Origin of the sequence: Burkholderia anthina (assembly GCF_902498995.1) — a bacterium.
In the GTDB taxonomy this organism is placed as follows: Bacteria; Pseudomonadota; Gammaproteobacteria; order Burkholderiales; family Burkholderiaceae; genus Burkholderia; species Burkholderia anthina.
This window is the reverse complement of the sequence record NZ_CABVLY010000010.1, coordinates 20,048-38,518: the sequence shown is the minus strand read 5'-3', so window position 1 is coordinate 38,518 and position 18,471 is coordinate 20,048. Positions and strand designations below refer to the sequence as shown.

At 59.8% G+C, this 18,471-nt stretch carries 31 protein-coding genes; all 31 read right to left on the bottom strand.

The features are described 5' to 3' along the window. Positions 1-149: 149 nt before the first annotated feature. The 31 genes from rplQ to fusA all read right to left on the bottom strand — a co-directional run bounded on the left by rplQ (position 150) and on the right by fusA (position 18,413). Positions 150-545: a 50S ribosomal protein L17 gene (gene rplQ / locus BME24068_RS14955; RefSeq protein WP_006477175.1), complete on the bottom strand. Its 396-nt coding sequence runs from the start codon at positions 543-545 to the stop codon at positions 150-152. Positions 546-693: 148 nt separating this feature from the next. Next, positions 694-1,671 carry a DNA-directed RNA polymerase subunit alpha gene (locus BME24068_RS14950; RefSeq protein WP_006477176.1) on the bottom strand — a complete coding sequence of 326 codons (978 nt, stop codon included), beginning with the start codon at positions 1,669-1,671 and terminating at the stop codon, positions 694-696. Positions 1,672-1,795: 124 nt separating this feature from the next. Further along, entirely contained in the window at positions 1,796-2,419 is a 624-nt protein-coding gene (rpsD, locus tag BME24068_RS14945) for a 30S ribosomal protein S4 (RefSeq protein WP_012362893.1), read from the bottom strand. A gap of 156 nt (positions 2,420-2,575) precedes the next feature. Then, the gene (rpsK, locus tag BME24068_RS14940) at positions 2,576-2,977 is read right to left on the bottom strand and encodes a 30S ribosomal protein S11 (protein WP_004197937.1); all 402 of its coding nucleotides are present in this window, start codon (positions 2,975-2,977) and stop codon (positions 2,576-2,578) included. Positions 2,978-3,005: 28 nt separating this feature from the next. Beyond that, positions 3,006-3,371: a 30S ribosomal protein S13 gene (rpsM, locus tag BME24068_RS14935; protein WP_014898353.1), complete on the bottom strand. Its 366-nt coding sequence runs from the start codon at positions 3,369-3,371 to the stop codon at positions 3,006-3,008. Between the two features lie 38 nt (positions 3,372-3,409). Beyond that, complete coding sequence (rpmJ, locus tag BME24068_RS14930; RefSeq protein ID WP_004199844.1) at positions 3,410-3,526, bottom strand: 50S ribosomal protein L36; 117 nt, start codon at positions 3,524-3,526, stop codon at positions 3,410-3,412. Positions 3,527-3,546: 20 nt separating this feature from the next. Continuing rightward, on the bottom strand, positions 3,547-3,765 hold the full coding sequence (infA, locus tag BME24068_RS14925; protein ID WP_004521905.1) for a translation initiation factor IF-1: 219 nt from the start codon (positions 3,763-3,765) through the stop codon (positions 3,547-3,549). Positions 3,766-3,774: 9 nt separating this feature from the next. Further along, the gene (secY, locus tag BME24068_RS14920; protein WP_096504156.1) at positions 3,775-5,124 is read right to left on the bottom strand and encodes a preprotein translocase subunit SecY; all 1,350 of its coding nucleotides are present in this window, start codon (positions 5,122-5,124) and stop codon (positions 3,775-3,777) included. Positions 5,125-5,166: 42 nt separating this feature from the next. Next, positions 5,167-5,601, bottom strand: coding sequence for a 50S ribosomal protein L15 (gene rplO / locus BME24068_RS14915; protein WP_006477180.1), 435 nt, complete (start codon positions 5,599-5,601; stop codon positions 5,167-5,169). Positions 5,602-5,627: 26 nt separating this feature from the next. Then, positions 5,628-5,810: a 50S ribosomal protein L30 gene (rpmD, locus tag BME24068_RS14910; protein ID WP_006400644.1), complete on the bottom strand. Its 183-nt coding sequence runs from the start codon at positions 5,808-5,810 to the stop codon at positions 5,628-5,630. 15 nt (positions 5,811-5,825) lie between these two features. After that, positions 5,826-6,344 (bottom strand): 30S ribosomal protein S5, encoded by a 519-nt coding sequence (gene rpsE, locus BME24068_RS14905; protein WP_006752931.1) that lies wholly within the window; start codon positions 6,342-6,344, stop codon positions 5,826-5,828. Positions 6,345-6,358: 14 nt separating this feature from the next. Continuing rightward, positions 6,359-6,724: a 50S ribosomal protein L18 gene (gene rplR, locus BME24068_RS14900; RefSeq protein WP_006477183.1), complete on the bottom strand. Its 366-nt coding sequence runs from the start codon at positions 6,722-6,724 to the stop codon at positions 6,359-6,361. A 12-nt stretch (positions 6,725-6,736) separates the two neighbouring features. After that, positions 6,737-7,267, bottom strand: coding sequence for a 50S ribosomal protein L6 (gene rplF / locus BME24068_RS14895; RefSeq protein WP_006758786.1), 531 nt, complete (start codon positions 7,265-7,267; stop codon positions 6,737-6,739). An 18-nt stretch (positions 7,268-7,285) separates the two neighbouring features. Then, on the bottom strand, positions 7,286-7,681 hold the full coding sequence (gene rpsH, locus BME24068_RS14890; RefSeq protein ID WP_006477185.1) for a 30S ribosomal protein S8: 396 nt from the start codon (positions 7,679-7,681) through the stop codon (positions 7,286-7,288). A gap of 14 nt (positions 7,682-7,695) precedes the next feature. Further along, complete coding sequence (gene rpsN / locus BME24068_RS14885) at positions 7,696-8,001, bottom strand: 30S ribosomal protein S14 (RefSeq protein WP_006482884.1); 306 nt, start codon at positions 7,999-8,001, stop codon at positions 7,696-7,698. Between the two features lie 7 nt (positions 8,002-8,008). Further along, complete coding sequence (gene rplE / locus BME24068_RS14880) at positions 8,009-8,548, bottom strand: 50S ribosomal protein L5 (RefSeq protein WP_006477186.1); 540 nt, start codon at positions 8,546-8,548, stop codon at positions 8,009-8,011. Positions 8,549-8,564: 16 nt separating this feature from the next. Then, entirely contained in the window at positions 8,565-8,873 is a 309-nt protein-coding gene (gene rplX / locus BME24068_RS14875) for a 50S ribosomal protein L24 (RefSeq protein WP_006477187.1), read from the bottom strand. A gap of 9 nt (positions 8,874-8,882) precedes the next feature. Then, complete coding sequence (gene rplN, locus BME24068_RS14870; RefSeq protein ID WP_006752929.1) at positions 8,883-9,251, bottom strand: 50S ribosomal protein L14; 369 nt, start codon at positions 9,249-9,251, stop codon at positions 8,883-8,885. 309 nt (positions 9,252-9,560) lie between these two features. Next, complete coding sequence (rpsQ, locus tag BME24068_RS14865) at positions 9,561-9,833, bottom strand: 30S ribosomal protein S17 (RefSeq protein WP_043191859.1); 273 nt, start codon at positions 9,831-9,833, stop codon at positions 9,561-9,563. Further along, positions 9,830-10,024, bottom strand: a complete 195-nt coding sequence (gene rpmC / locus BME24068_RS14860) for a 50S ribosomal protein L29 (protein ID WP_006400652.1) — start codon at positions 10,022-10,024, stop codon at positions 9,830-9,832. The genes rpsQ and rpmC overlap by 4 nt, the downstream gene beginning before the upstream one ends. A gap of 9 nt (positions 10,025-10,033) precedes the next feature. Next, positions 10,034-10,450, bottom strand: coding sequence for a 50S ribosomal protein L16 (rplP, locus tag BME24068_RS14855; protein ID WP_006482873.1), 417 nt, complete (start codon positions 10,448-10,450; stop codon positions 10,034-10,036). A 2-nt stretch (positions 10,451-10,452) separates the two neighbouring features. After that, positions 10,453-11,253, bottom strand: a complete 801-nt coding sequence (rpsC, locus tag BME24068_RS14850) for a 30S ribosomal protein S3 (RefSeq protein ID WP_006482899.1) — start codon at positions 11,251-11,253, stop codon at positions 10,453-10,455. Between the two features lie 11 nt (positions 11,254-11,264). After that, a complete protein-coding gene (gene rplV, locus BME24068_RS14845) occupies positions 11,265-11,594 on the bottom strand; it encodes a 50S ribosomal protein L22 (RefSeq protein ID WP_004199272.1) in 330 nt (109 codons plus the stop codon). A gap of 12 nt (positions 11,595-11,606) precedes the next feature. After that, the gene (gene rpsS / locus BME24068_RS14840; protein ID WP_004199273.1) at positions 11,607-11,882 is read right to left on the bottom strand and encodes a 30S ribosomal protein S19; all 276 of its coding nucleotides are present in this window, start codon (positions 11,880-11,882) and stop codon (positions 11,607-11,609) included. 10 nt (positions 11,883-11,892) lie between these two features. Continuing rightward, a complete protein-coding gene (rplB, locus tag BME24068_RS14835; protein WP_006482900.1) occupies positions 11,893-12,720 on the bottom strand; it encodes a 50S ribosomal protein L2 in 828 nt (275 codons plus the stop codon). Positions 12,721-12,722: 2 nt separating this feature from the next. After that, positions 12,723-13,037: a 50S ribosomal protein L23 gene (gene rplW, locus BME24068_RS14830; protein ID WP_004199275.1), complete on the bottom strand. Its 315-nt coding sequence runs from the start codon at positions 13,035-13,037 to the stop codon at positions 12,723-12,725. Further along, the gene (gene rplD, locus BME24068_RS14825) at positions 13,034-13,654 is read right to left on the bottom strand and encodes a 50S ribosomal protein L4 (RefSeq protein ID WP_006477192.1); all 621 of its coding nucleotides are present in this window, start codon (positions 13,652-13,654) and stop codon (positions 13,034-13,036) included. The genes rplW and rplD overlap by 4 nt, the downstream gene beginning before the upstream one ends. Then, on the bottom strand, positions 13,654-14,304 hold the full coding sequence (rplC, locus tag BME24068_RS14820; protein WP_006752926.1) for a 50S ribosomal protein L3: 651 nt from the start codon (positions 14,302-14,304) through the stop codon (positions 13,654-13,656). Before rplC ends, rplD begins: the two co-directional genes overlap by 1 nt. 178 nt (positions 14,305-14,482) lie before the next feature. Beyond that, positions 14,483-14,794 carry a 30S ribosomal protein S10 gene (gene rpsJ / locus BME24068_RS14815; RefSeq protein ID WP_004199280.1) on the bottom strand — a complete coding sequence of 104 codons (312 nt, stop codon included), beginning with the start codon at positions 14,792-14,794 and terminating at the stop codon, positions 14,483-14,485. Positions 14,795-15,078: 284 nt separating this feature from the next. Then, positions 15,079-16,269 (bottom strand): elongation factor Tu, encoded by a 1,191-nt coding sequence (tuf, locus tag BME24068_RS14810; RefSeq protein ID WP_011350666.1) that lies wholly within the window; start codon positions 16,267-16,269, stop codon positions 15,079-15,081. A 41-nt stretch (positions 16,270-16,310) separates the two neighbouring features. Continuing rightward, positions 16,311-18,413 (bottom strand): elongation factor G, encoded by a 2,103-nt coding sequence (gene fusA, locus BME24068_RS14805; protein ID WP_096508986.1) that lies wholly within the window; start codon positions 18,411-18,413, stop codon positions 16,311-16,313. Positions 18,414-18,471: the final 58 nt, after the last annotated feature.

Here is an 18,471-nt window from a genome sequence, read left to right as displayed (position 1 = left end):
GGGGCCCGCATCGGCAGTCCCGTATCGTAGCGCAGCCCGCGCAACGCTGCCGGCACCGGCCTGCGACAATCGATCGCAGGCGCGCGTCAAAAACAAAAAGGGCCAAGCAATCGCTCGGCCCCTTTCAGATACTGCTGCGTACCGGAAGCTTACTCAGCTTCTTGCACGTTTTCCGTTTCGTCGACTTCCGGACGATCGAGCAGCTCGACCAGTGCCATCGGTGCGTTGTCGCCGACGCGGAAGCCGAACTTCAGCACGCGCAGGTAGCCGCCCGGACGGTTCGCGAAACGCGGACCGAGCACGTCGAACAGCTTCGCCACCGAGTCACGATCGCGCAGGCGGTTGAATGCCAGACGACGGTTTGCCAGCGACGGCTTCTTGCCGAGCGTGATCAGCGGCTCGACGACTTTACGGAGTTCCTTCGCCTTCGGCAGCGTCGTCTTGATGACTTCGTGCTCGATCAGCGAGTTGGACATGTTACGGAGCATAGCCAGACGGTGGCTGCTCGTGCGGTTCAGTTTCCGCAGACCATGACGATGGCGCATTTCAGTTTCCTTGATTCAAAGTTTTGATCCAGCTCTTCTATCGCACCTCGATGGGTGCACGGGCCGGTAGCGAAAAAAGCAAGATGCGGATTTTAAAGGAAAATCCGCATCTTTGCCAACTACAGCGATAGCCAGGCTACAAGCGGGCTTACTTGTCGAGACCAGCCGGCGGCCAGTTTTCGAGCTTCATGCCCAGCGTGAGACCGCGCGAAGCGAGCACTTCCTTGATCTCGTTCAGCGACTTGCGACCGAGGTTCGGCGTCTTCAGCAGCTCGTTTTCCGTGCGCTGGATCAGGTCGCCGATGTAGTAGATGTTCTCGGCCTTCAGGCAGTTCGCCGAACGAACCGTCAGCTCGAGATCGTCCACCGGACGCAGCAGGATCGGATCGATCTGCGGTGCGCGCGACGGTGCTTCGGCGGCCGTTTCCGTGCCTTCCAGCGCCGCGAACACGGACAGTTGGTCGACCAGGATGCGCGCCGATTGACGGATCGCCTCTTCCGGGGTGATCACGCCGCTCGTCTCGATGTTCATCACGAGTTTGTCGAGGTCGGTACGCTGCTCGACACGCGCGCTTTCAACGGCATAGCTCACGCGGCGAACCGGCGAGAACGATGCGTCGAGGACGATGCGGCCGATGATCTTGGCCGTGTCTTCGCCGTAGCGACGGACGTTGCCGGGCACATAGCCGCGACCCTTTTCGATCTTGATCTGAACGTCGAGCTTGCCGCCCTTCGACAGGTGTGCGATCACGTGATTCGGGTTGATGACTTCGCAATCGTGAGCCAGCTCGATATCGCCGGCGGTGACGACACCTTCGCCTTCCTTGCGCAGGGTCACCGTCACTTCGTCACGGTTGTGCAGCTTGAATACCACACCCTTCAGGTTCAGCAGCAGGTTGACGACGTCCTCTTGCACGCCATCAAGCGTCGAGTACTCGTGCACCACGCCTGCGATCGTCACTTCGGTCGGCGCGTAGCCAACCATCGACGACAGCAGCACGCGGCGAAGCGCGTTGCCCAAGGTGTGGCCGTAACCGCGTTCAAACGGTTCCATGACCACCCTCGCGTGGTTCTCGCCAAGCGATTCCACGGCGATGATCTTGGGTTTCAGCAAACTGGTTTGCATGGGCTTTCCTTTTCAATACCCTCGGCTCGTTACACCGATAAGGCTGACCGGTAACAACCAGAAAATAAACAGCCGAGGCCCCTCCTTGCGCAACGCAATCGGGGTACCTCGGCCGTCAATCGGATTAACGCGAATACAATTCGACGATCAGGCTTTCGTTGATGTCGCCTGCGATGTCAGCGCGTTCCGGCATTTGCTTGAACGTGCCTTCGAACTTCTTCGCATCGACTGCAACCCAGCTCGGCATGCCGCCTTGCTCGGCCAGCGACAGCGCTTCGACGATACGCGCCTGCTTCTTCGCCTTTTCGCGGATCGCGACGACGTCACCAGCCTTCACTTGCTGCGACGGCACGTTCGCGACGACGCCGTTCACGGTGATCGACTTGTGGCTCACGAGCTGACGCGCTTCAGCGCGGGTCGAGCCGAAGCCCATGCGATACACGACGTTGTCGAGACGCGACTCGAGCAGTTGCAGCAGGTTTTCACCCGTGTTGCCCTTGCGGCGGTCGGCTTCAGCGAAGTAACGGCGGAACTGACGTTCCAGAACGCCGTAAATACGCTTGACCTTCTGCTTTTCGCGCAGCTGCGTACCATAGTCGGACGTACGTGCGCCCGAGGTACGGCCGTGCTGGCCCGGCTTGCTGTCGAGCTTGCACTTGTCGGCGAGCGAGCGGCGCGCGCTCTTCAGGAACAGGTCGGTGCCTTCACGGCGGGACAGCTTGGCCTTGGGGCCGATATAACGTGCCACTTTGCATTCCTTTATCAATCAGTCACGCGGAGCAAAATCCGCGCTAGTTCGCGCCCTTTGGGGCGAACGGTGGGCTTAGTCAATCAAAAAAGCAACGCCCGTCGACGCTACGCGGCGACAGGCAAATGTGCCAGCACGAACGTGCCAGCAGCATTCTTAGATACGACGACGCTTCGGCGGACGGCAGCCGTTGTGCGGAATCGGGGTGACGTCCGAAATCGCGGTGATCTTGATGCCGAGGCCATGCAGTGCACGCACCGCCGACTCACGACCCGGGCCCGGGCCCTTGATCCGCACTTCCAGATTCTTCACGCCATATTCCATCGCGACGCGACCGGCCGACTCAGCAGCAACCTGAGCAGCGAACGGCGTCGACTTGCGCGAGCCCTTGAAGCCCTGGCCGCCCGACGTCGCCCATGCCAGCGCATTGCCCTGGCGATCGGTGATCGTGATGATCGTGTTGTTGAACGACGCGTGAACGTGAACCACGCCTTCAGCGACGTTCTTCTTAACCTTCTTGCGAACGCGTTGCGCCGCGGTGTTCGAAGCCTTAGCCATTACGTTTTCCTGTAACTGTCAGTTCCGCTTACTTCTTCAGCGCTTGCGCTGCACGACGCGGACCCTTGCGGGTACGTGCGTTCGTACGCGTACGCTGACCGCGCATCGGCAGGCCCTTGCGATGACGAACGCCACGGTAGCAACCGAGGTCCATCAGGCGCTTGATGTTCATCGTCACTTCACGGCGCAGATCGCCTTCGACGATGAACTTGCCCACTTCCTCACGCAGCTTTTCGAGGTCTGCGTCGGTCAGGTCCTTGACCTTCTTCGAGAATTCCACGCCAGACGCCACGCAGATGCTGCGCGAGCGCGTGCGGCCGATACCGAAGATTGCCGTCAGGCCGATCTCGGTATGCTGGTGATTCGGGATGTTAACCCCTGCGATACGAGCCATTGTTTTTCCTCAAACAAAAAGCGCAAACAAACGCGCGGTCAGCCTTGGCGCTGCTTGTGGCGCGGATCCGAGCTGCAGATCACGCGAACGACGCCTTTGCGCTTGATGATCTTGCAATTGCGGCAAATGCGCTTAACCGATGCCATCACTTTCATGATAATACCCTTTTTTCAAATCACTTCGCCCGGAACACGATCCGCGCACGAGACAGATCGTAAGGCGTCAATTCAACCGTCACCTTGTCGCCCGGCAGGATGCGGATGTAGTGCATCCGCATCTTCCCGGAGATATGCCCCAACACGACATGGCCGTTTTCCAGCTTCACGCGGAAGGTCGCATTCGGGAGGTTTTCGATCACCTCACCCTGCATCTGGATTACATCGTCTTTGGCCATAGTCCTGAATTAACGCATTGGGATGTTGCCACCCTTGAAGTTTGCCTTCTTGAGCAGCGACTCATACTGTTGCGACATAACGTACGACTGCACCTGCGCCATGAAGTCCATCGTGACGACGACAATGATCAGCAGCGACGTTCCACCAAAATAAAACGGCACGTTCCAGCGCAGCACCAGGAATTCCGGCAGCAGACACACGAAGACGATGTAGATCGCACCGGCCAGCGTCAGACGCGTGAGGATGCGGTCGATATATCGTGCGGTCTGGTCGCCCGGACGGATGCCCGGAACAAACGCGCCGCTCTTCTTCAGGTTGTCTGCGGTTTCTCTGCTGTTGAACACCAGCGCGGTGTAGAAGAAGCAGAAAAACACGATTGCCAGCGTGTACAGCAGCACATAGACCGGCTGCCCCGGCTTCAGTGCCTCCGCGACGTCATGCAACGTGTTGGAGAGCCAGCCTCCCGTCGGCTGACCCGTGCTGAACCAGCCAAGAATCGTGGCCGGAAACAGGATGATCGACGACGCGAAGATCGGCGGAATCACGCCCGACATGTTCAGCTTCAGCGGCAAGTGCGACGACTGCCCACCGTAGATCTTGTTGCCAACCTGACGCTTCGCGTAGTTCACGAGGATCTTGCGCTGACCGCGTTCGATGAACACGACCAGGTAAGTCACCGCGGCAATCAGAACGACGATGATGATCGCCGAGAACGGCCCCATCGAACCCGTTTTCACCAGTTCGAGCAACCCACCCACGGCATTCGGGAACCCTGCTGCGATCCCGCCGAAGATGATGATCGAGATACCGTTGCCCAGACCGCGCTCGGTGATCTGCTCACCCAGCCACATCAGGAACATCGTACCGGTCACCAGCGTCACGACCGTCGTCAGACGGAACAGCATGCCGGGGTCGATGACGAGGCCCGGCTGGTTTTCCAGCGCAGCCGCGATACCGAACGCCTGGAAGGTCGCGAGCACCACGGTGAAATACCGCGTGTACTGCGTGATCTTCCGTTGCCCTGCCTGCCCTTCCTTCTTCAGCGCCTCGAGCTGCGGCGAGACGATCGCCAACAGCTGCATGATGATCGACGCCGAGATGTACGGCATGATCCCCAGCGCAAAGATCGTGAAGCGGGAAAGCGCGCCACCCGAGAACATGTTGAACATGCCCAGGATGCCGCCCGCCTGGCTCTGGAACAGCTTCGCCAGTTGATCCGGATCGATGCCCGGCACGGGGATGTGCGCGCCGATGCGATAGACGATCAGCGCCAGGAGCAGGAACATCGCTCGCCGGCGCAGATCGCCGAATTTCGCCGTGCTTCGACCGGGTTTTGCAAGACTCGGGCTGTTAGCCAAGTACCTTCTCCGATGAATGCAAGTAACGACGCGCTACGCGTGTCACTCGGCGAACGAACCGCCAGCCGCTTCGATCGCAGCGCGCGCACCCTTGGTGGCGCCGAGACCCTTCACGACGATCTTGCGCTTCAGTTCGCCCGTCGCGATGATCTTTGCGCTCTTCGTCAGCTCGCCGACCAGGCCGGCTTGCTTCAGTGCGAGCAGATCGATCTCGTCGACCGGCAGCTTCTCGAGGTCGGAGAGGCGCACTTCACCGACGAATTCCTTCGTCAGCGACGTGAAGCCGCGCTTCGGCAGACGACGTTGCAGCGGCATCTGACCGCCTTCGAAACCGACTTTGTGGAAGCCGCCCGAACGCGATTTCTGACCCTTGTGACCACGGCCAGCCGTCTTGCCGAGGCCCGAACCGATGCCGCGGCCGACGCGACGCTTGGCGTGCTTTGCACCAGCGGCCGGCTTCAGGTTATTCAATTCCATATCAACTCCTTGATCCGTAGGGCCGCTTACGCGATGACCTTAACGAGGTACGAGACCTTGTTGATCATGCCGCGGACCGCCGGCGTGTCCTGCAGCTCGCTAACCGAATTGAGTCGGCGCAGGCCCAGGCCACGCACGGTAGCGCGGTGCGATTCGCGGGTCCCGATCAGGCTCTTCACGAGCTGAACCTTGACAGTTTTTTCAGACATGGTGACCACCCGGGCTTAGCCCAAAATATCTTCGACGGACTTGCCGCGCTTCGCCGCGATGTCTGCCGGGGTGGACTGCTTGCGCAGACCGTCCAGCGTGGCGCGAACGAGGTTGTACGGGTTCGTCGAACCGTGGCTCTTCGCCACGACGTTCTGAACGCCCATCACGTCGAACACTGCGCGCATCGGGCCGCCGGCGATCACGCCCGTACCTGCCTTCGCCGGAGCGAGGAGGACAGCGGATGCGCCATGCTTGCCGTGCACTTCGTGCTGCAGCGTGCCGTTCTTGAGCGGCACCTTGAACATGTTGCGGCGAGCTTGTTCCATTGCCTTCTGGACAGCGACCGGCACTTCCTTCGCCTTGCCCTTGCCCATACCGATGCGGCCATCACCATCGCCAACCACGGTCAGTGCGGCGAAGCCGAGAATACGGCCACCCTTCACGACCTTGGTCACGCGATTGACCGAAATCATCTTTTCGCGAAGGCCGTCGTCGCGCTCGTCAGCCTGAACTTTCGCTTGCATCTTTGCCATGACGAATTCCTTCCTTAGAACTTGAGCCCAGCTTCGCGAGCTGCCTCAGCCAGCGCCTTGACGCGGCCATGGTAGCGGAAGCCCGAGCGGTCGAAGGCGACGGATTCGATGCCGGCAGCCTTTGCCTTCTCGGCAATACGCTTGCCGATCAGCGTCGCGGCATTAACGTTGCCGCCCTTGCCCGACTTGTCGGCCAGTTCGGCGCGCACTTCTGCTTCGAGCGTCGACGCGCTGGCGAGCACCTTGGTGCCGCAGGGCGAGAACACTTGAGCGTAGATGTGCGTGTTCGTGCGATGCACGGCGAGACGCGCGACCTGCAGCTCAGCGATCTTGATACGCGTCTGGCGAGCGCGGCGCAGGCGAGATTGAGTCTTATCCATGATTGCGCACCCTTACTTCTTCTTCGTTTCTTTGAGGATCACAACCTCGTCGGAATAGCGCACGCCCTTGCCCTTGTACGGCTCCGGCGGACGGTAACCGCGAACTTCCGCAGCTACTTGACCGACTTGTTGCTTGTTGATCCCCTTGATCACGATTTCGGTTTGCGTCGGGGTTTCAGCCTTGACGCCTTCCGGCATCTGGTGCACCACCGGGTGCGAGAAACCCAGCGACAGGTTCAGCTTGTCGCCTTGCGCTTGCGCACGATAACCGACGCCAACCAGCGTCAGCTTGCGCTCGAAACCCTTGGTCACGCCGTGCACGGCATTCGCGATGATCGCGCGCATCGTGCCCGACAGTGCATTTGCTTCGCGGCTTTCGTCGACCGGCGACAGATTCAGCGTGCCGTCGTTGTTCGCCACGTTCACGAGCGGATTGATCGCTTGCGTGATGGTGCCCAGCGGGCCCTTGACGGTGATCGCACCGTCGGCCAGCTTGACTTCCGCGCCTTGCAGCGCGATCGGGCTTTTACCTACTCGAGACATGTTTCTCTCTCCTCGGCTTTAAGCAACGTAGCAGATGACTTCGCCGCCGACGCCGGTAGCGCGCGCCTTGCGGTCGGTCATCACGCCCTTCGGCGTCGACACGATTGCCACACCCAGGCCATTCATGACCTGCGGAATGTCGTTACGGCCGCGGTACACGCGCAGACCAGGCTTCGACACGCGCTCGAGGCGTTCGATGACCGGGCGGCCTGCGTAGTACTTCAGCGCGATATTCAGTTCGGACTTCGCACCTTCCGCCTTGACGGCGAAATCGTCGATATAACCTTCGTCCTTCAGGACTTGCGCGATTGCAACCTTGACCTTCGACGAGGGCATCGCAACCGATACCTTCTCGACCATCTGCGCGTTGCGGATGCGAGTCAGCATATCGGCGATAGGATCACTCATGCTCATTTACGTTTCTCCTATTACCAGCTCGCCTTGGTCAGGCCAGGAATCTCGCCACGGAATGCGATTTCACGAATCTTGTTACGCGCGAGGCCGAATTTACGGAACGTGCCACGCGGACGGCCCGTGATCGCGCAGCGGTTACGCTGGCGGGTCGGGTTTGCGTTGCGGGGCAGTTGCTGCAGCTCCAGGCGTGCTTCGTAGCGCTCTTCTTCCGACTTGCTTTGGTCTTCGACGATCGCCTTCAGCGCTTCGCGCTTTGCTGCGAACTTCGCGACCAGGCGGGCGCGCTTCTTTTCACGTTCGATCAGTGCCAGTTTAGCCACGGTAACCTCAGTTTCTGAACGGGAACTTGAAGCTGGCGAGCAGAGCCTTTGCTTCGTCGTCGGTCTTCGCAGTCGTCGTGATGCTGATGTTCAGCCCACGCAGTGCGTCGATCTTGTCGTAGTCGATTTCGGGGAAAATGATCTGCTCTTTCACACCGATGTTGTAGTTGCCACGGCCATCGAAGGCACGACCCGACACGCCGCGGAAGTCACGCACGCGGGGCAGGGCAACGGTCACGAAACGGTCGAGGAATTCGTACATCGCTTGACCGCGCAGCGTCACCATCGCGCCGATGGGGTAACCCTGGCGGATCTTGAAGCCTGCAATTGCCTTGCGCGCCTTCGTGACGACCGGCTTCTGACCAGCGATCTTCGTGAGGTCGCCAACGGCGTTCTCGATGATCTTCTTGTCAGCGATCGCTTCGCCAAGACCCATGTTCAGCGTGATCTTGGTGATGCGCGGCACTTCCATGACCGACTTGTAACCGAACTTCTCGATCAGGCCGGGCACAACCTTTTCTTTGTAAAACTCTTGAAAACGAGCCATTTTTTACTCCGCTGCGTCAGGCGCTCAGTACGGCACCGGTCGTCTTCAGGAAGCGAACCTTCTTGCCTTCCTCGACCTTGATGCCAACACGCGACGCCTTGCCATTCGCGTCGACCAGTGCGACGTTCGAAATATGCAGGGGCATCGTCTTCGCTTCCACGCCGCCCGTCGTACCCTTCATCGGGTTCGGCTTCACATGCTTCTTGACGAGGTTGATACCTTCAACCGTCACATGTTCTGCACCGACAGCCAGCACGACGCCGCGCTTGCCCTTGTCTTTGCCAGTGACGACGATGACTTCGTCACCCTTGCGAATCTTGTTCATCGCGACTCCTTACAGCACTTCCGGCGCCAGCGAAACGATCTTCATGAATCGTTCGCTACGCAGCTCACGCGTCACCGGCCCGAAGATACGGGTGCCGATCGGCTCGAGCTTGTTATTCAAAAGCACAGCGGCGTTGCCGTCGAACTTGATCAGCGAGCCGTCTTGACGGCGAACGCCCTTGGCGGTGCGGACCACCACGGCGTTGTAAATTTCGCCTTTCTTCACGCGCCCGCGCGGCGTTGCTTCTTTGACGGTCACCTTGATGATGTCGCCAATGCCGGCATAACGACGCTTCGAGCCGCCGAGCACCTTGATGCACATGACTTCACGTGCACCCGTGTTGTCGGCTACTTCGAGCCGAGATTCGGTCTGGATCATGGTTTGTCTTTCCCAACTTAATCCGGATGCACCACCATGATGCATTCGGTCAGTCTTGGTCCCGTCAGCCAATCGGCTGCTTGGGTTGGAACAGCAGCGACGGCAAACGAAACCCGCCATCGCAATTCGGTGAATCTTTCAGACAGGCTGGCGCCAGTCCGCTTCCCCCACCAACTTCGCCCGCGACGGGGCTCCCATAAAGAGGGAAGACCAGGATTATAACAAATAACCCTGGTCACGCAAGCAAAAACTTTGCGATTTCAAGCACTTCATGGCGAAGTGCCTGTTACTGCCTACTGCGCTGCCCGCTTAGATGACGCGAGCTGCTTCGACGAGGCGCGACACCGTCCAGGCCTTCGTCTTCGACAGAGGACGAGTTTCCTGGATTTCAACGAGGTCACCCTCGTTGTAGGTGTTCGCTTCATCATGCGCGTGGTACTTCTTCGAGCGCACGACATACTTGCCGTAGATCGGGTGCTTGACGCGGTGCTCGATCAGCACGGTGACGGTCTTGTCCATCTTGTTGCTGACGACCCGACCGACCAGCGTCCGCTTCAGCGAGGTTTTCACGCTATCGTTCATTTCTGGTTCGCCTTCTGAGTCATGACGGTCCGCACACGTGCGATGTCGCGACGAACCTTCTTCAGCTGGCTCGTGTTCGTGAGTTGCTGGGTCGCGAGTTGCATGCGCAGGCCGAATTGCGCCTTCAGCAGGTCCGCCAGCTCCTTGTTGAGCGCGGCCTGGTCTTTCTGGAGAAGTTCGGAAGCCTTCATGTTTTCTCCTTAGGCGCCGAGCTGGCGCACGATGAATGCCGTCTTCAGCGGCAGCTTGGCTGCAGCCAGACGGAACGCTTCGCGTGCCAGTTCTTCGGTTACGCCGTCCATTTCATAGAGCATCTTGCCCGGCTGGATCTCAGCGACGTAGTACTCCGGGTTACCCTTACCGTTACCCATACGCACTTCTGCCGGCTTTTGCGAAATCGGCTTGTCCGGGAAGATCCGGATCCAGATGCGGCCGCCACGCTTGATGTGACGCGTCATTGCACGACGCGCAGCTTCAATTTGACGCGCGGTCAAACGGCCGCGACCGATCGCCTTCAGGCCGAATTCACCGAACGACACTGCGTTGCCGCGCGTCGCCTTGCCGGTGTTACGACCCTTCTGCTCTTTGCGATACTTCCTGCGTTTCGGTTGCAGCATCGTTATTCTCCAGTCTTGCCGTCTTCCGGCTTGCCGGCGCCGCGGCGCGGTGCGCCACGACGAGCACCCGGAGCGCCGCCTTCGCCATCACGGCGCGGACGACGGTCGCCCGGACGCGCATTGCGACGCGGACGCTTGTCTTCGGCTACTTCTTCGACCACCGGCGCGTCATTGCGGCCGAGCGTGTCGCCCTTGTATACCCACACCTTGACGCCGATGATGCCGTAGGTCGTCTTCGCTTCCGAAGTTGCGTAGTCGATGTCGGCACGCAGCGTATGAAGGGGCACGCGACCTTCGCGATACCACTCCGTACGAGCGATTTCGATACCGTTCAGACGGCCTGCGCTCATGATCTTGATGCCCTGGGCACCCAGACGCATCGCGTTCTGCATCGCACGCTTCATCGCGCGACGGAACATGATCCGGCGCTCGAGCTGTTGCGTGATCGAGTCGGCGATCAGTTGAGCATCGGTTTCCGGCTTGCGGATTTCTTCGATGTTGACGTGAACCGGCACGCCCATGCGGCGTTGCAGTTCCGTCTTCAGCTGTTCGATATCCTCACCCTTCTTGCCGATGACCACGCCCGGACGCGAGCTGTAAATCGTGATGCGCGCGTTCTTCGCCGGACGCTCGATGACGACCCGACCGACCGAAGCGTTCTTCAGCTTCTTCTTCAGGTATTCACGAACACCGATGTCTTCCTGCAGCATCGCCGCGAAATTGTTGTTGTTCGCGTACCAACGCGAAGCCCAATTGCGGCTGACAGCCAGGCGGAAGCCAGTCGGATGAATTTTCTGTCCCATCGTATGGCTCCTTAATTCCCGACCGTCACAGTGATGTGACAGGATTGCTTCTCGATGCGGTTACCGCGGCCCTTGGCGCGCGCGGTGAAACGCTTGAGCGATGCCGCCTTGTCGACGTAGATGCTCTTGATCTTGAGCTCGTCGATATCAGCGCCTTCGTTGTGCTCCGCATTCGCGATTGCCGACAGCACAACCTTCTTCACGATGCCAGCCGCCTTCTTCGGCGAGAACGTCAGAACGTTCAGCGCCTTGTCGACCGGCAAACCGCGGATCTGGTCAGCCACAAGGCGCGTTTTTTGCGCCGAGATGCGGGCACCGCGATGAATTGCTTTCACTTCCATCTTGATTGCCCCTTATTTCTTGGCCTTCTTGTCGGCTGCGTGACCCTTGAACGTACGGGTCAGTGCGAACTCGCCAAGCTTGTGGCCGACCATGTTTTCCGAGATGTACACCGGAACGTGTTGACGGCCGTTGTGAACAGCGATCGTCAGGCCGATGAAATCCGGCAGAATCGTCGAGCGACGCGACCAGGTCTTGATCGGCTTTTTGTCGCGCGAAGCTGCAGCCGCCTCAACTTTCTTCAGCAAATGGGCGTCGCAGAACGGACCTTTTTTAACAGAACGTGCCATTGCCTACTCCTTAACGCTTGTGACGGCGCTGGACGATCATCGTCGTCGTGCGCTTGTTGCTGCGGGTGCGGTAACCCTTAGCCGGCGTACCCCACGGGCTCACCGGGTCGCGACCTGCAGCCGTCTTGCCCTCACCACCACCGTGCGGGTGATCAACCGGGTTCATCGCAACGCCACGCACCGTCGGGCGGATACCGCGCCAGCGGTTCGCGCCAGCCTTGCCGATTTGGCGCAGGCTATGCTCTTCGTTGCCAACTTCACCGATCGTTGCACGGCACTCGATGTGCACGCGGCGGATTTCGCCCGAACGCAGACGAACCTGCGCGTAGACGCCTTCACGTGCCAGCAGCATGGCCGACGTGCCAGCCGAACGCGCCATTTGCGCGCCCTTGCCCGGCAGCATCTCGATGCAGTGGATCGTCGTACCGACCGGAATGTTGCGGATCGGCAGCGTGTTGCCTGCACGGATCGGCGCTTCCGAACCCGACATCAGCTGTTGGCCGACCGTCAGACCCTTCGGGGCGATGATGTAGCGACGCTCGCCGTCTGCGTAGAGCACCAGCGCGATGTTCGCGCTACGGTTCGGGTCGTACTCGAGACGTTCGACCTTTGCCGGGATGCCATCCTTCGTGCGACGGAAATCGACGATACGATAGTGCTGCTTGTGACCACCACCCTTGTGACGCGTGGTGATACGGCCGTTGTTGTTACGGCCGGCGGTCGAGCTCTGCGAGTCGAGCAGTGCCGCGAACGGCTTGCCCTGGTGCAGGTTCTTGTTGACCACCTTGACCATCGCGCGGCGACCCGGCGATGTCGGCTTAACTTTAACGATTGCCATGATTACTTGGCCTCCGCTTCAAAGTTGATTTCCTGGCCGGGCTTCAGGCAAACGTACGCCTTCTTCACGTCCTTACGGCGGCCCATCGAACGGCCGAAGCGCTTTTGCTTGCCCTTCTGAACCAGCACGTTGACCGAATCAACTTCAACCTTGAACAGCAGCTCGACAGCCGCCTTCACTTCCTGCTTCGTGGCATCCGGTGCGACTTCGAACACGACTTGCTCGTTCTTGTCGGCAACCAGCGTCGCCTTTTCCGAGATCACCGGCGCGAGCAGGACCTGCATCAAACGATGATCGTTCTTGCGAATCTCGCTCATGACAGCAACTCCTCGATCTGGGCGACCGCAGCCTTCGTGACCAGCACTTTCTTGAAGTAGATCAGCGACAGCGGGTCAGCGTAGCGCGGCTCGACAATCGCCACGTGCGGCAGGTTGCGCGAAGCCAGGTACAGGTTCTCGTCGACCGTATCCGTGATGATCAGAACGGAGTCGAGACCCATGGTCTTGAATTTGTCGGCCAGCAGCTTGGTCTTCGGCGCTTCGAGGATGATGTCCTCGACGACCGACAGACGGCCTTCACGGGCCAGCTGCGAGAAGATCGAGCAGAGACCTGCGCGATGCATCTTCTTGTTGACCTTGTGCGAGAAGTTTTCTTCCGGCGAGTTCGGGAAGATGCGACCACCGCCACGCCACAACGGGCTCGACGACATACCGGCACGAGCGCGGCCCGTACCCTTCTGACGCCACGGCTTCTTGGTGGTGTGCTTGACTTGCTCACGGTCCTTCTGTGCGCGGTTACCCTGGCGAGCATTCGCCTGGTACGCGACGACGACCTGGTGGATCAGCGCTTCGTTGTAGTCACGACCGAACACGACGTCCGACGCGTTGACCACTGCACCTTCCTGACCATTTTCGTTCAGGAGCTTGAGTTCCATTATTTCGCCCCCTTGGTCTTGACGGCCGGCGTCACGAAAACCTTGCCGCCCTTCGCGCCCGGAATCGCGCCCTTGACGAGCAGCAGCTTGCGCTCTGCGTCGATACGAGCGATTTCGAGGTTCTGCACCGTCACCGTAACGTCACCGAGGTGACCCGTCATGCGCTTACCCGGGAAAACGCGACCCGGATCCTGCGCCATACCGATCGAGCCCGGCACGTTGTGCGAGCGCGAGTTACCGTGGGTAGCACGGCCGGAGGAGAAGTTGTAACGCTTGATCGTACCGGCGTAGCCCTTACCGATCGACACGCCTTGCACGTCGACCTTCTGGCCCACTTCGAAAAGATCAGCACCGACCACGGCGCCATTCGACAGCTCAGCTGCCTTGGCCGCGTCAATGCGGAATTCCTTGAGGATTTCACCGGCTTCGACACCGGCTTTGGCGAGATGACCTGCCAGCGGCTTCGTCACGCGCGATGCGCGGCGGGAGCCGAATGCAACCTGCACGGCCGTGTAGCCGTCGGTTTCAACAGTCTTGATCTGCGTCACGCGGTTGTCCGACACGTCCAGCACGGTGACGGGAATCGAATCCCCTTCAGCCGTGAAGATACGGGTCATGCCAACCTTGCGACCTACGAGTCCAAGGCTCATCATTTTCTCCATTCCCGACTGCGATTGGTCGGGGCTGATTTACAAAATGCCGGGCACGCAAGGCCCAACTTTTTTTCGCGAATACACGAAAAGCCAAGCAGTATAGCCCGACTTCTCGATTTCCGCAAGCAATACAAAGACTTAGCACCACCCGGCAAGCCGGCTGGCGCCGAAAGCCTTACTGCAGCTTGATTTCCACGTCGACGCCAGCCGGCAGATCGAGCTTCATCAGCGCGTCAACCGTCTTGTCGGTCGGATCGACGATGTCCATCAGGCGCTGGTGGGTACGGATCTCGAGCTGATCGCGCGACGTCTTGTTGACGTGCGGCGAACGCAGGATGTCAAAACGCTGAATGCGCGTCGGCAGCGGCACCGGGCCACGGACGATTGCACCAGTCCGCTTCGCGGTATCGACGATCTCGGCAGCCGATTGATCGATCAGACGATAGTCGAAAGCCTTCAGGCGAATGCGGATTTTCTGTTGCTGCATGACGATTCCTTGAAAAGAGCGAGGCGATGTTGCATCGCCGGACACTAAAAGAACGCGAAACAGGTTGCCTGCGGGGAGCGAGGCATCAGGTTCCGAACGGCACTTCCACTGCTAAGCCCGCGATTCTACACGAAAATCCGGATTGGTGGTGCAGGTTTCTCGAGGTGAACACGGCACGCCACAAAGACAAAACCGGGTGCCAGATCAAACTGGACACCCGGTTTCGACGGTACAACTGCCTACCGTGGAATCGCTGCCCCCGGAGGGACCGCGGATCGTCGATCTTACTCGATGATCTTGGCGACGACGCCGGCGCCGACGGTACGGCCACCTTCGCGGATTGCGAAGCGCAGACCTTCTTCCATCGCGATCGGAGCGATCAGCTTCACCGTGATCGACACGTTGTCGCCCGGCATCACCATTTCCTTGTCCTTCGGCAGCTCGATCGAGCCCGTCACGTCCGTCGTACGGAAGTAGAACTGCGGACGGTAGTTGTTGAAGAACGGCGTGTGGCGGCCGCCTTCGTCCTTGCTCAGCACGTACACTTCAGCCGTGAAGTGCGTGTGCGGCGTGATCGAACCCGGCTTCGCCAGAACCTGGCCACGCTCCACGTCTTCACGCTTCGTGCCGCGCAGCAGGATACCAACGTTGTCGCCCGCTTGACCTTGGTCCAGCAGCTTGCGGAACATTTCAACGCCCGTGCAGGTCGTCTTCACCGTCGGCTTGATACCGACGATTTCGATTTCTTCGCCGACCTTCACGATACCGCGCTCGACACGACCCGTCACAACCGTACCACGGCCCGAGATCGAGAACACGTCTTCCACCGGCATCAGGAACGCGCCGTCAACCGCACGCTCCGGCGTCGGGATGTACGTGTCCAGTGCGTCTGCCAGGCTCATGATCGCCACTTCGCCCAGCTCGCCCGTGTCGCCTTCCAGCGCCAGCTTGGCCGAACCCTTCACGATCGGCGTGTCGTCGCCCGGGAAGTCGTACTTCGACAGGAGTTCGCGAACTTCCATCTCGACCAGCTCGAGCAGTTCAGCGTCGTCCACCATGTCGCACTTGTTCAGGAACACGATGATGTACGGAACGCCAACCTGACGCGCCAGCAGGATGTGCTCACGCGTTTGCGGCATCGGGCCGTCTGCTGCCGAGCAAACCAGGATCGCGCCGTCCATCTGCGCTGCGCCCGTGATCATGTTCTTCACATAGTCAGCGTGGCCCGGGCAGTCGACGTGTGCGTAGTGGCGGTTAGCCGTCTCGTACTCGACGTGTGCCGTGTTGATCGTGATACCGCGCGCCTTTTCTTCCGGTGCCGCGTCGATCTGGTCGTAAGCCTTCGCTTCGCCGCCGAACTTCTTCGTCAGAACCGTCGTGATCGCTGCCGTCAGCGTCGTCTTGCCGTGGTCAACGTGACCAATCGTACCAACGTTGACGTGCGGCTTGGTCCGCTCAAATTTACCTTTTGCCATGATTCTCTTCTTTCAAAAAATATCGGTTGGTAGCTACAGATTTACTTCGACTTCGCGCTGATGATCGCTTCTGCAACGTTGCGCGGAGCTTCAGCGTAGTGCTTGAACTCCATCGTGTACGTTGCACGACCTTGCGTCAGCGAACGCAGCGACGTCGAGTAACCGAACATTTCCGACAGCGGCACTTCGGCGCGAACGATCTTGCCGCCGCCAACCATGTCTTCCATGCCCTGGACGATGCCGCGACGGCCCGACAGGTCGCCCATCACGTTGCCCATGTAGTCTTCCGGCGTCTCGACTTCGACAGCCATCATCGGCTCGAGGACGACCGGGTTCGCCTTGCGCATCGCTTCCTTGAACGCCATCGAACCGGCCATGCGGAACGCGTTTTCGTTCGAGTCAACGTCGTGGTACGAACCGAACGTCAGGTGAACCTTCACGTCGACGACCGGGAAGCCGGCCAGCACGCCCGACTTCAGCGTGTCCTGGATACCCTTGTCGACCGCCGGGATGTATTCACGCGGAATCACACCACCCTTGATCTCGTCGAAGAACTCGTAGCCCTTGCCTTGTTCGTTCGGCTCGAGCGTGATGACCGCGTGACCGTACTGGCCGCGACCACCCGACTGCTTGACGAACTTGCCGTCGACGTCCTTCGCCGTCGAACGGATCGTTTCGCGGTATGCAACCTGCGGCTTGCCGACGGTCGCTTCCACGCCGAATTCACGCTTCATCCGGTCGACCAGAATTTCGAGGTGGAGCTCGCCCATGCCCGAAATGATGGTCTGGCCCGACTCTTCGTCGGTCTGCACGCGGAACGACGGGTCTTCTTGCGCCAGACGGTTCAGCGCGAGGCCCATCTTTTCCTGGTCGGCCTTGGTCTTCGGCTCGACAGCCTGCGAAATCACCGGCTCCGGGAACACCATGCGTTCGAGAACGATCGGGTTCGCCGGGTCGCACAGCGTGTCGCCCGTGGTTGCTTCCTTCAGGCCGACCGCAGCAGCGATGTCGCCCGCACGGACTTCCTTGATTTCTTCACGCTGGTTCGCGTGCATCTGCAGAATACGGCCGAGGCGTTCCTTCTTGCCCTTGGTCGAGTTCAGCAGCGTGTCGCCCGAGTTGACGACGCCCGAGTACACACGGAAGAAGATCAGCTGGCCGACGAACGGGTCGGTCATGATCTTGAACGCGAGCGACGAGAACTTCTCTTCGTCCGATGCCTTGCGCTCCGCTGCTTCACCGTTTTCGAGTTCGCCCTTGACCGGCGGGATGTCGACCGGCGACGGCAGGAAGTCGATCACGGCGTCGAGCATACGCTGCACGCCCTTGTTCTTGAACGCGGTACCGCACAGCATCGGCTGAATTTCGCACGCGATCGTACGGTCGCGCAACGCCTTGACGATGTCGGCTTCCGGCAGATCGCCTTCTTCCAGGTACTTGTTCATCAGGTCTTCGCTGGCTTCAGCAGCCACTTCGACCATCTTTTCGCGCCATTCCTTGCAGGTCTCCGCGAGCTCGGCCGGGATGTCGACGTAGTCGAACTTCGTGCCTTGCGACGCTTCGTCCCAAATGATCGCCTTCATCTTGATCAGGTCGACGACGCCCTTGAAGTTTTCTTCCGCGCCGATCGGCACCACGACCGGAACCGGGTTCGCCTTCAGGCGCAGACGGAGCTGATCGTAGACCTTGAAGAAGTTCGCGCCGGTACGGTCCATCTTGTTGACGAACGCGAGACGGGGCACCTTGTACTTGTTAGCCTGGCGCCACACCGTTTCCGACTGCGGCTGCACGCCGCCCACTGCGCAGTACACCATGCACGCGCCGTCGAGCACGCGCATCGAACGCTCCACTTCGATCGTGAAGTCGACGTGACCCGGGGTGTCGATGATGTTGATGCGGTGTTCCGGATAGTTGCCGCCCATGCCCTTCCAGAAGGCCGTGGTAGCAGCGGACGTGATCGTGATGCCACGCTCCTGCTCCTGCTCCATCCAGTCCATCGTTGCTGCGCCGTCGTGGACTTCACCGATCTTGTGGTTCACACCGGTGTAAAACAGAATACGCTCGGTCGTCGTCGTTTTGCCGGCGTCGATGTGAGCGCTAATACCGATATTGCGGTAGCGCTCGATAGGAGTCTTGCGAGCCACTTTGATCCTCTACTGGGATGGCACGATGCAGCGCGGCTGCATCGTGCTTCAACACAAA

Coding starts and splice junctions, on each gene's coding strand:
- rplQ (WP_006477175.1), bottom strand. CDS start 545: ATGCGCCATCGTCATGGTCTGCGGAAACTGAACCGCACGAGCAGCCAC.
- BME24068_RS14950 (WP_006477176.1), bottom strand. CDS start 1,671: ATGCAAACCAGTTTGCTGAAACCCAAGATCATCGCCGTGGAATCGCTT.
- rpsK (WP_004197937.1), bottom strand. CDS start 2,977: ATGGCTAAGGCTTCGAACACCGCGGCGCAACGCGTTCGCAAGAAGGTT.
- rpsM (WP_014898353.1), bottom strand. CDS start 3,371: ATGGCTCGTATCGCAGGGGTTAACATCCCGAATCACCAGCATACCGAG.
- rpmJ (WP_004199844.1), bottom strand. CDS start 3,526: ATGAAAGTGATGGCATCGGTTAAGCGCATTTGCCGCAATTGCAAGATC.
- infA (WP_004521905.1), bottom strand. CDS start 3,765: ATGGCCAAAGACGATGTAATCCAGATGCAGGGTGAGGTGATCGAAAAC.
- rplO (WP_006477180.1), bottom strand. CDS start 5,601: ATGGAATTGAATAACCTGAAGCCGGCCGCTGGTGCAAAGCACGCCAAG.
- rpmD (WP_006400644.1), bottom strand. CDS start 5,810: ATGTCTGAAAAAACTGTCAAGGTTCAGCTCGTGAAGAGCCTGATCGGG.
- rpsE (WP_006752931.1), bottom strand. CDS start 6,344: ATGGCAAAGATGCAAGCGAAAGTTCAGGCTGACGAGCGCGACGACGGC.
- rplR (WP_006477183.1), bottom strand. CDS start 6,724: ATGGATAAGACTCAATCTCGCCTGCGCCGCGCTCGCCAGACGCGTATC.
- rplF (WP_006758786.1), bottom strand. CDS start 7,267: ATGTCTCGAGTAGGTAAAAGCCCGATCGCGCTGCAAGGCGCGGAAGTC.
- rpsH (WP_006477185.1), bottom strand. CDS start 7,681: ATGAGCATGAGTGATCCTATCGCCGATATGCTGACTCGCATCCGCAAC.
- rplE (WP_006477186.1), bottom strand. CDS start 8,548: ATGGCTCGTTTTCAAGAGTTTTACAAAGAAAAGGTTGTGCCCGGCCTG.
- rplX (WP_006477187.1), bottom strand. CDS start 8,873: ATGAACAAGATTCGCAAGGGTGACGAAGTCATCGTCGTCACTGGCAAA.
- rplN (WP_006752929.1), bottom strand. CDS start 9,251: ATGATCCAGACCGAATCTCGGCTCGAAGTAGCCGACAACACGGGTGCA.
- rpsQ (WP_043191859.1), bottom strand. CDS start 9,833: ATGAACGATAGCGTGAAAACCTCGCTGAAGCGGACGCTGGTCGGTCGG.
- rpmC (WP_006400652.1), bottom strand. CDS start 10,024: ATGAAGGCTTCCGAACTTCTCCAGAAAGACCAGGCCGCGCTCAACAAG.
- rplP (WP_006482873.1), bottom strand. CDS start 10,450: ATGCTGCAACCGAAACGCAGGAAGTATCGCAAAGAGCAGAAGGGTCGT.
- rpsC (WP_006482899.1), bottom strand. CDS start 11,253: ATGGGACAGAAAATTCATCCGACTGGCTTCCGCCTGGCTGTCAGCCGC.
- rplV (WP_004199272.1), bottom strand. CDS start 11,594: ATGGAAGTGAAAGCAATTCATCGCGGTGCCCGCATCTCGGCGCAAAAA.
- rpsS (WP_004199273.1), bottom strand. CDS start 11,882: ATGGCACGTTCTGTTAAAAAAGGTCCGTTCTGCGACGCCCATTTGCTG.
- rplB (WP_006482900.1), bottom strand. CDS start 12,720: ATGGCAATCGTTAAAGTTAAGCCGACATCGCCGGGTCGCCGCGCGATG.
- rplW (WP_004199275.1), bottom strand. CDS start 13,037: ATGAGCGAGATTCGCAAGAACGATCATCGTTTGATGCAGGTCCTGCTC.
- rplD (WP_006477192.1), bottom strand. CDS start 13,654: ATGGAACTCAAGCTCCTGAACGAAAATGGTCAGGAAGGTGCAGTGGTC.
- rplC (WP_006752926.1), bottom strand. CDS start 14,304: ATGAGCCTTGGACTCGTAGGTCGCAAGGTTGGCATGACCCGTATCTTC.
- rpsJ (WP_004199280.1), bottom strand. CDS start 14,794: ATGCAGCAACAGAAAATCCGCATTCGCCTGAAGGCTTTCGACTATCGT.
- tuf (WP_011350666.1), bottom strand. CDS start 16,269: ATGGCAAAAGGTAAATTTGAGCGGACCAAGCCGCACGTCAACGTTGGT.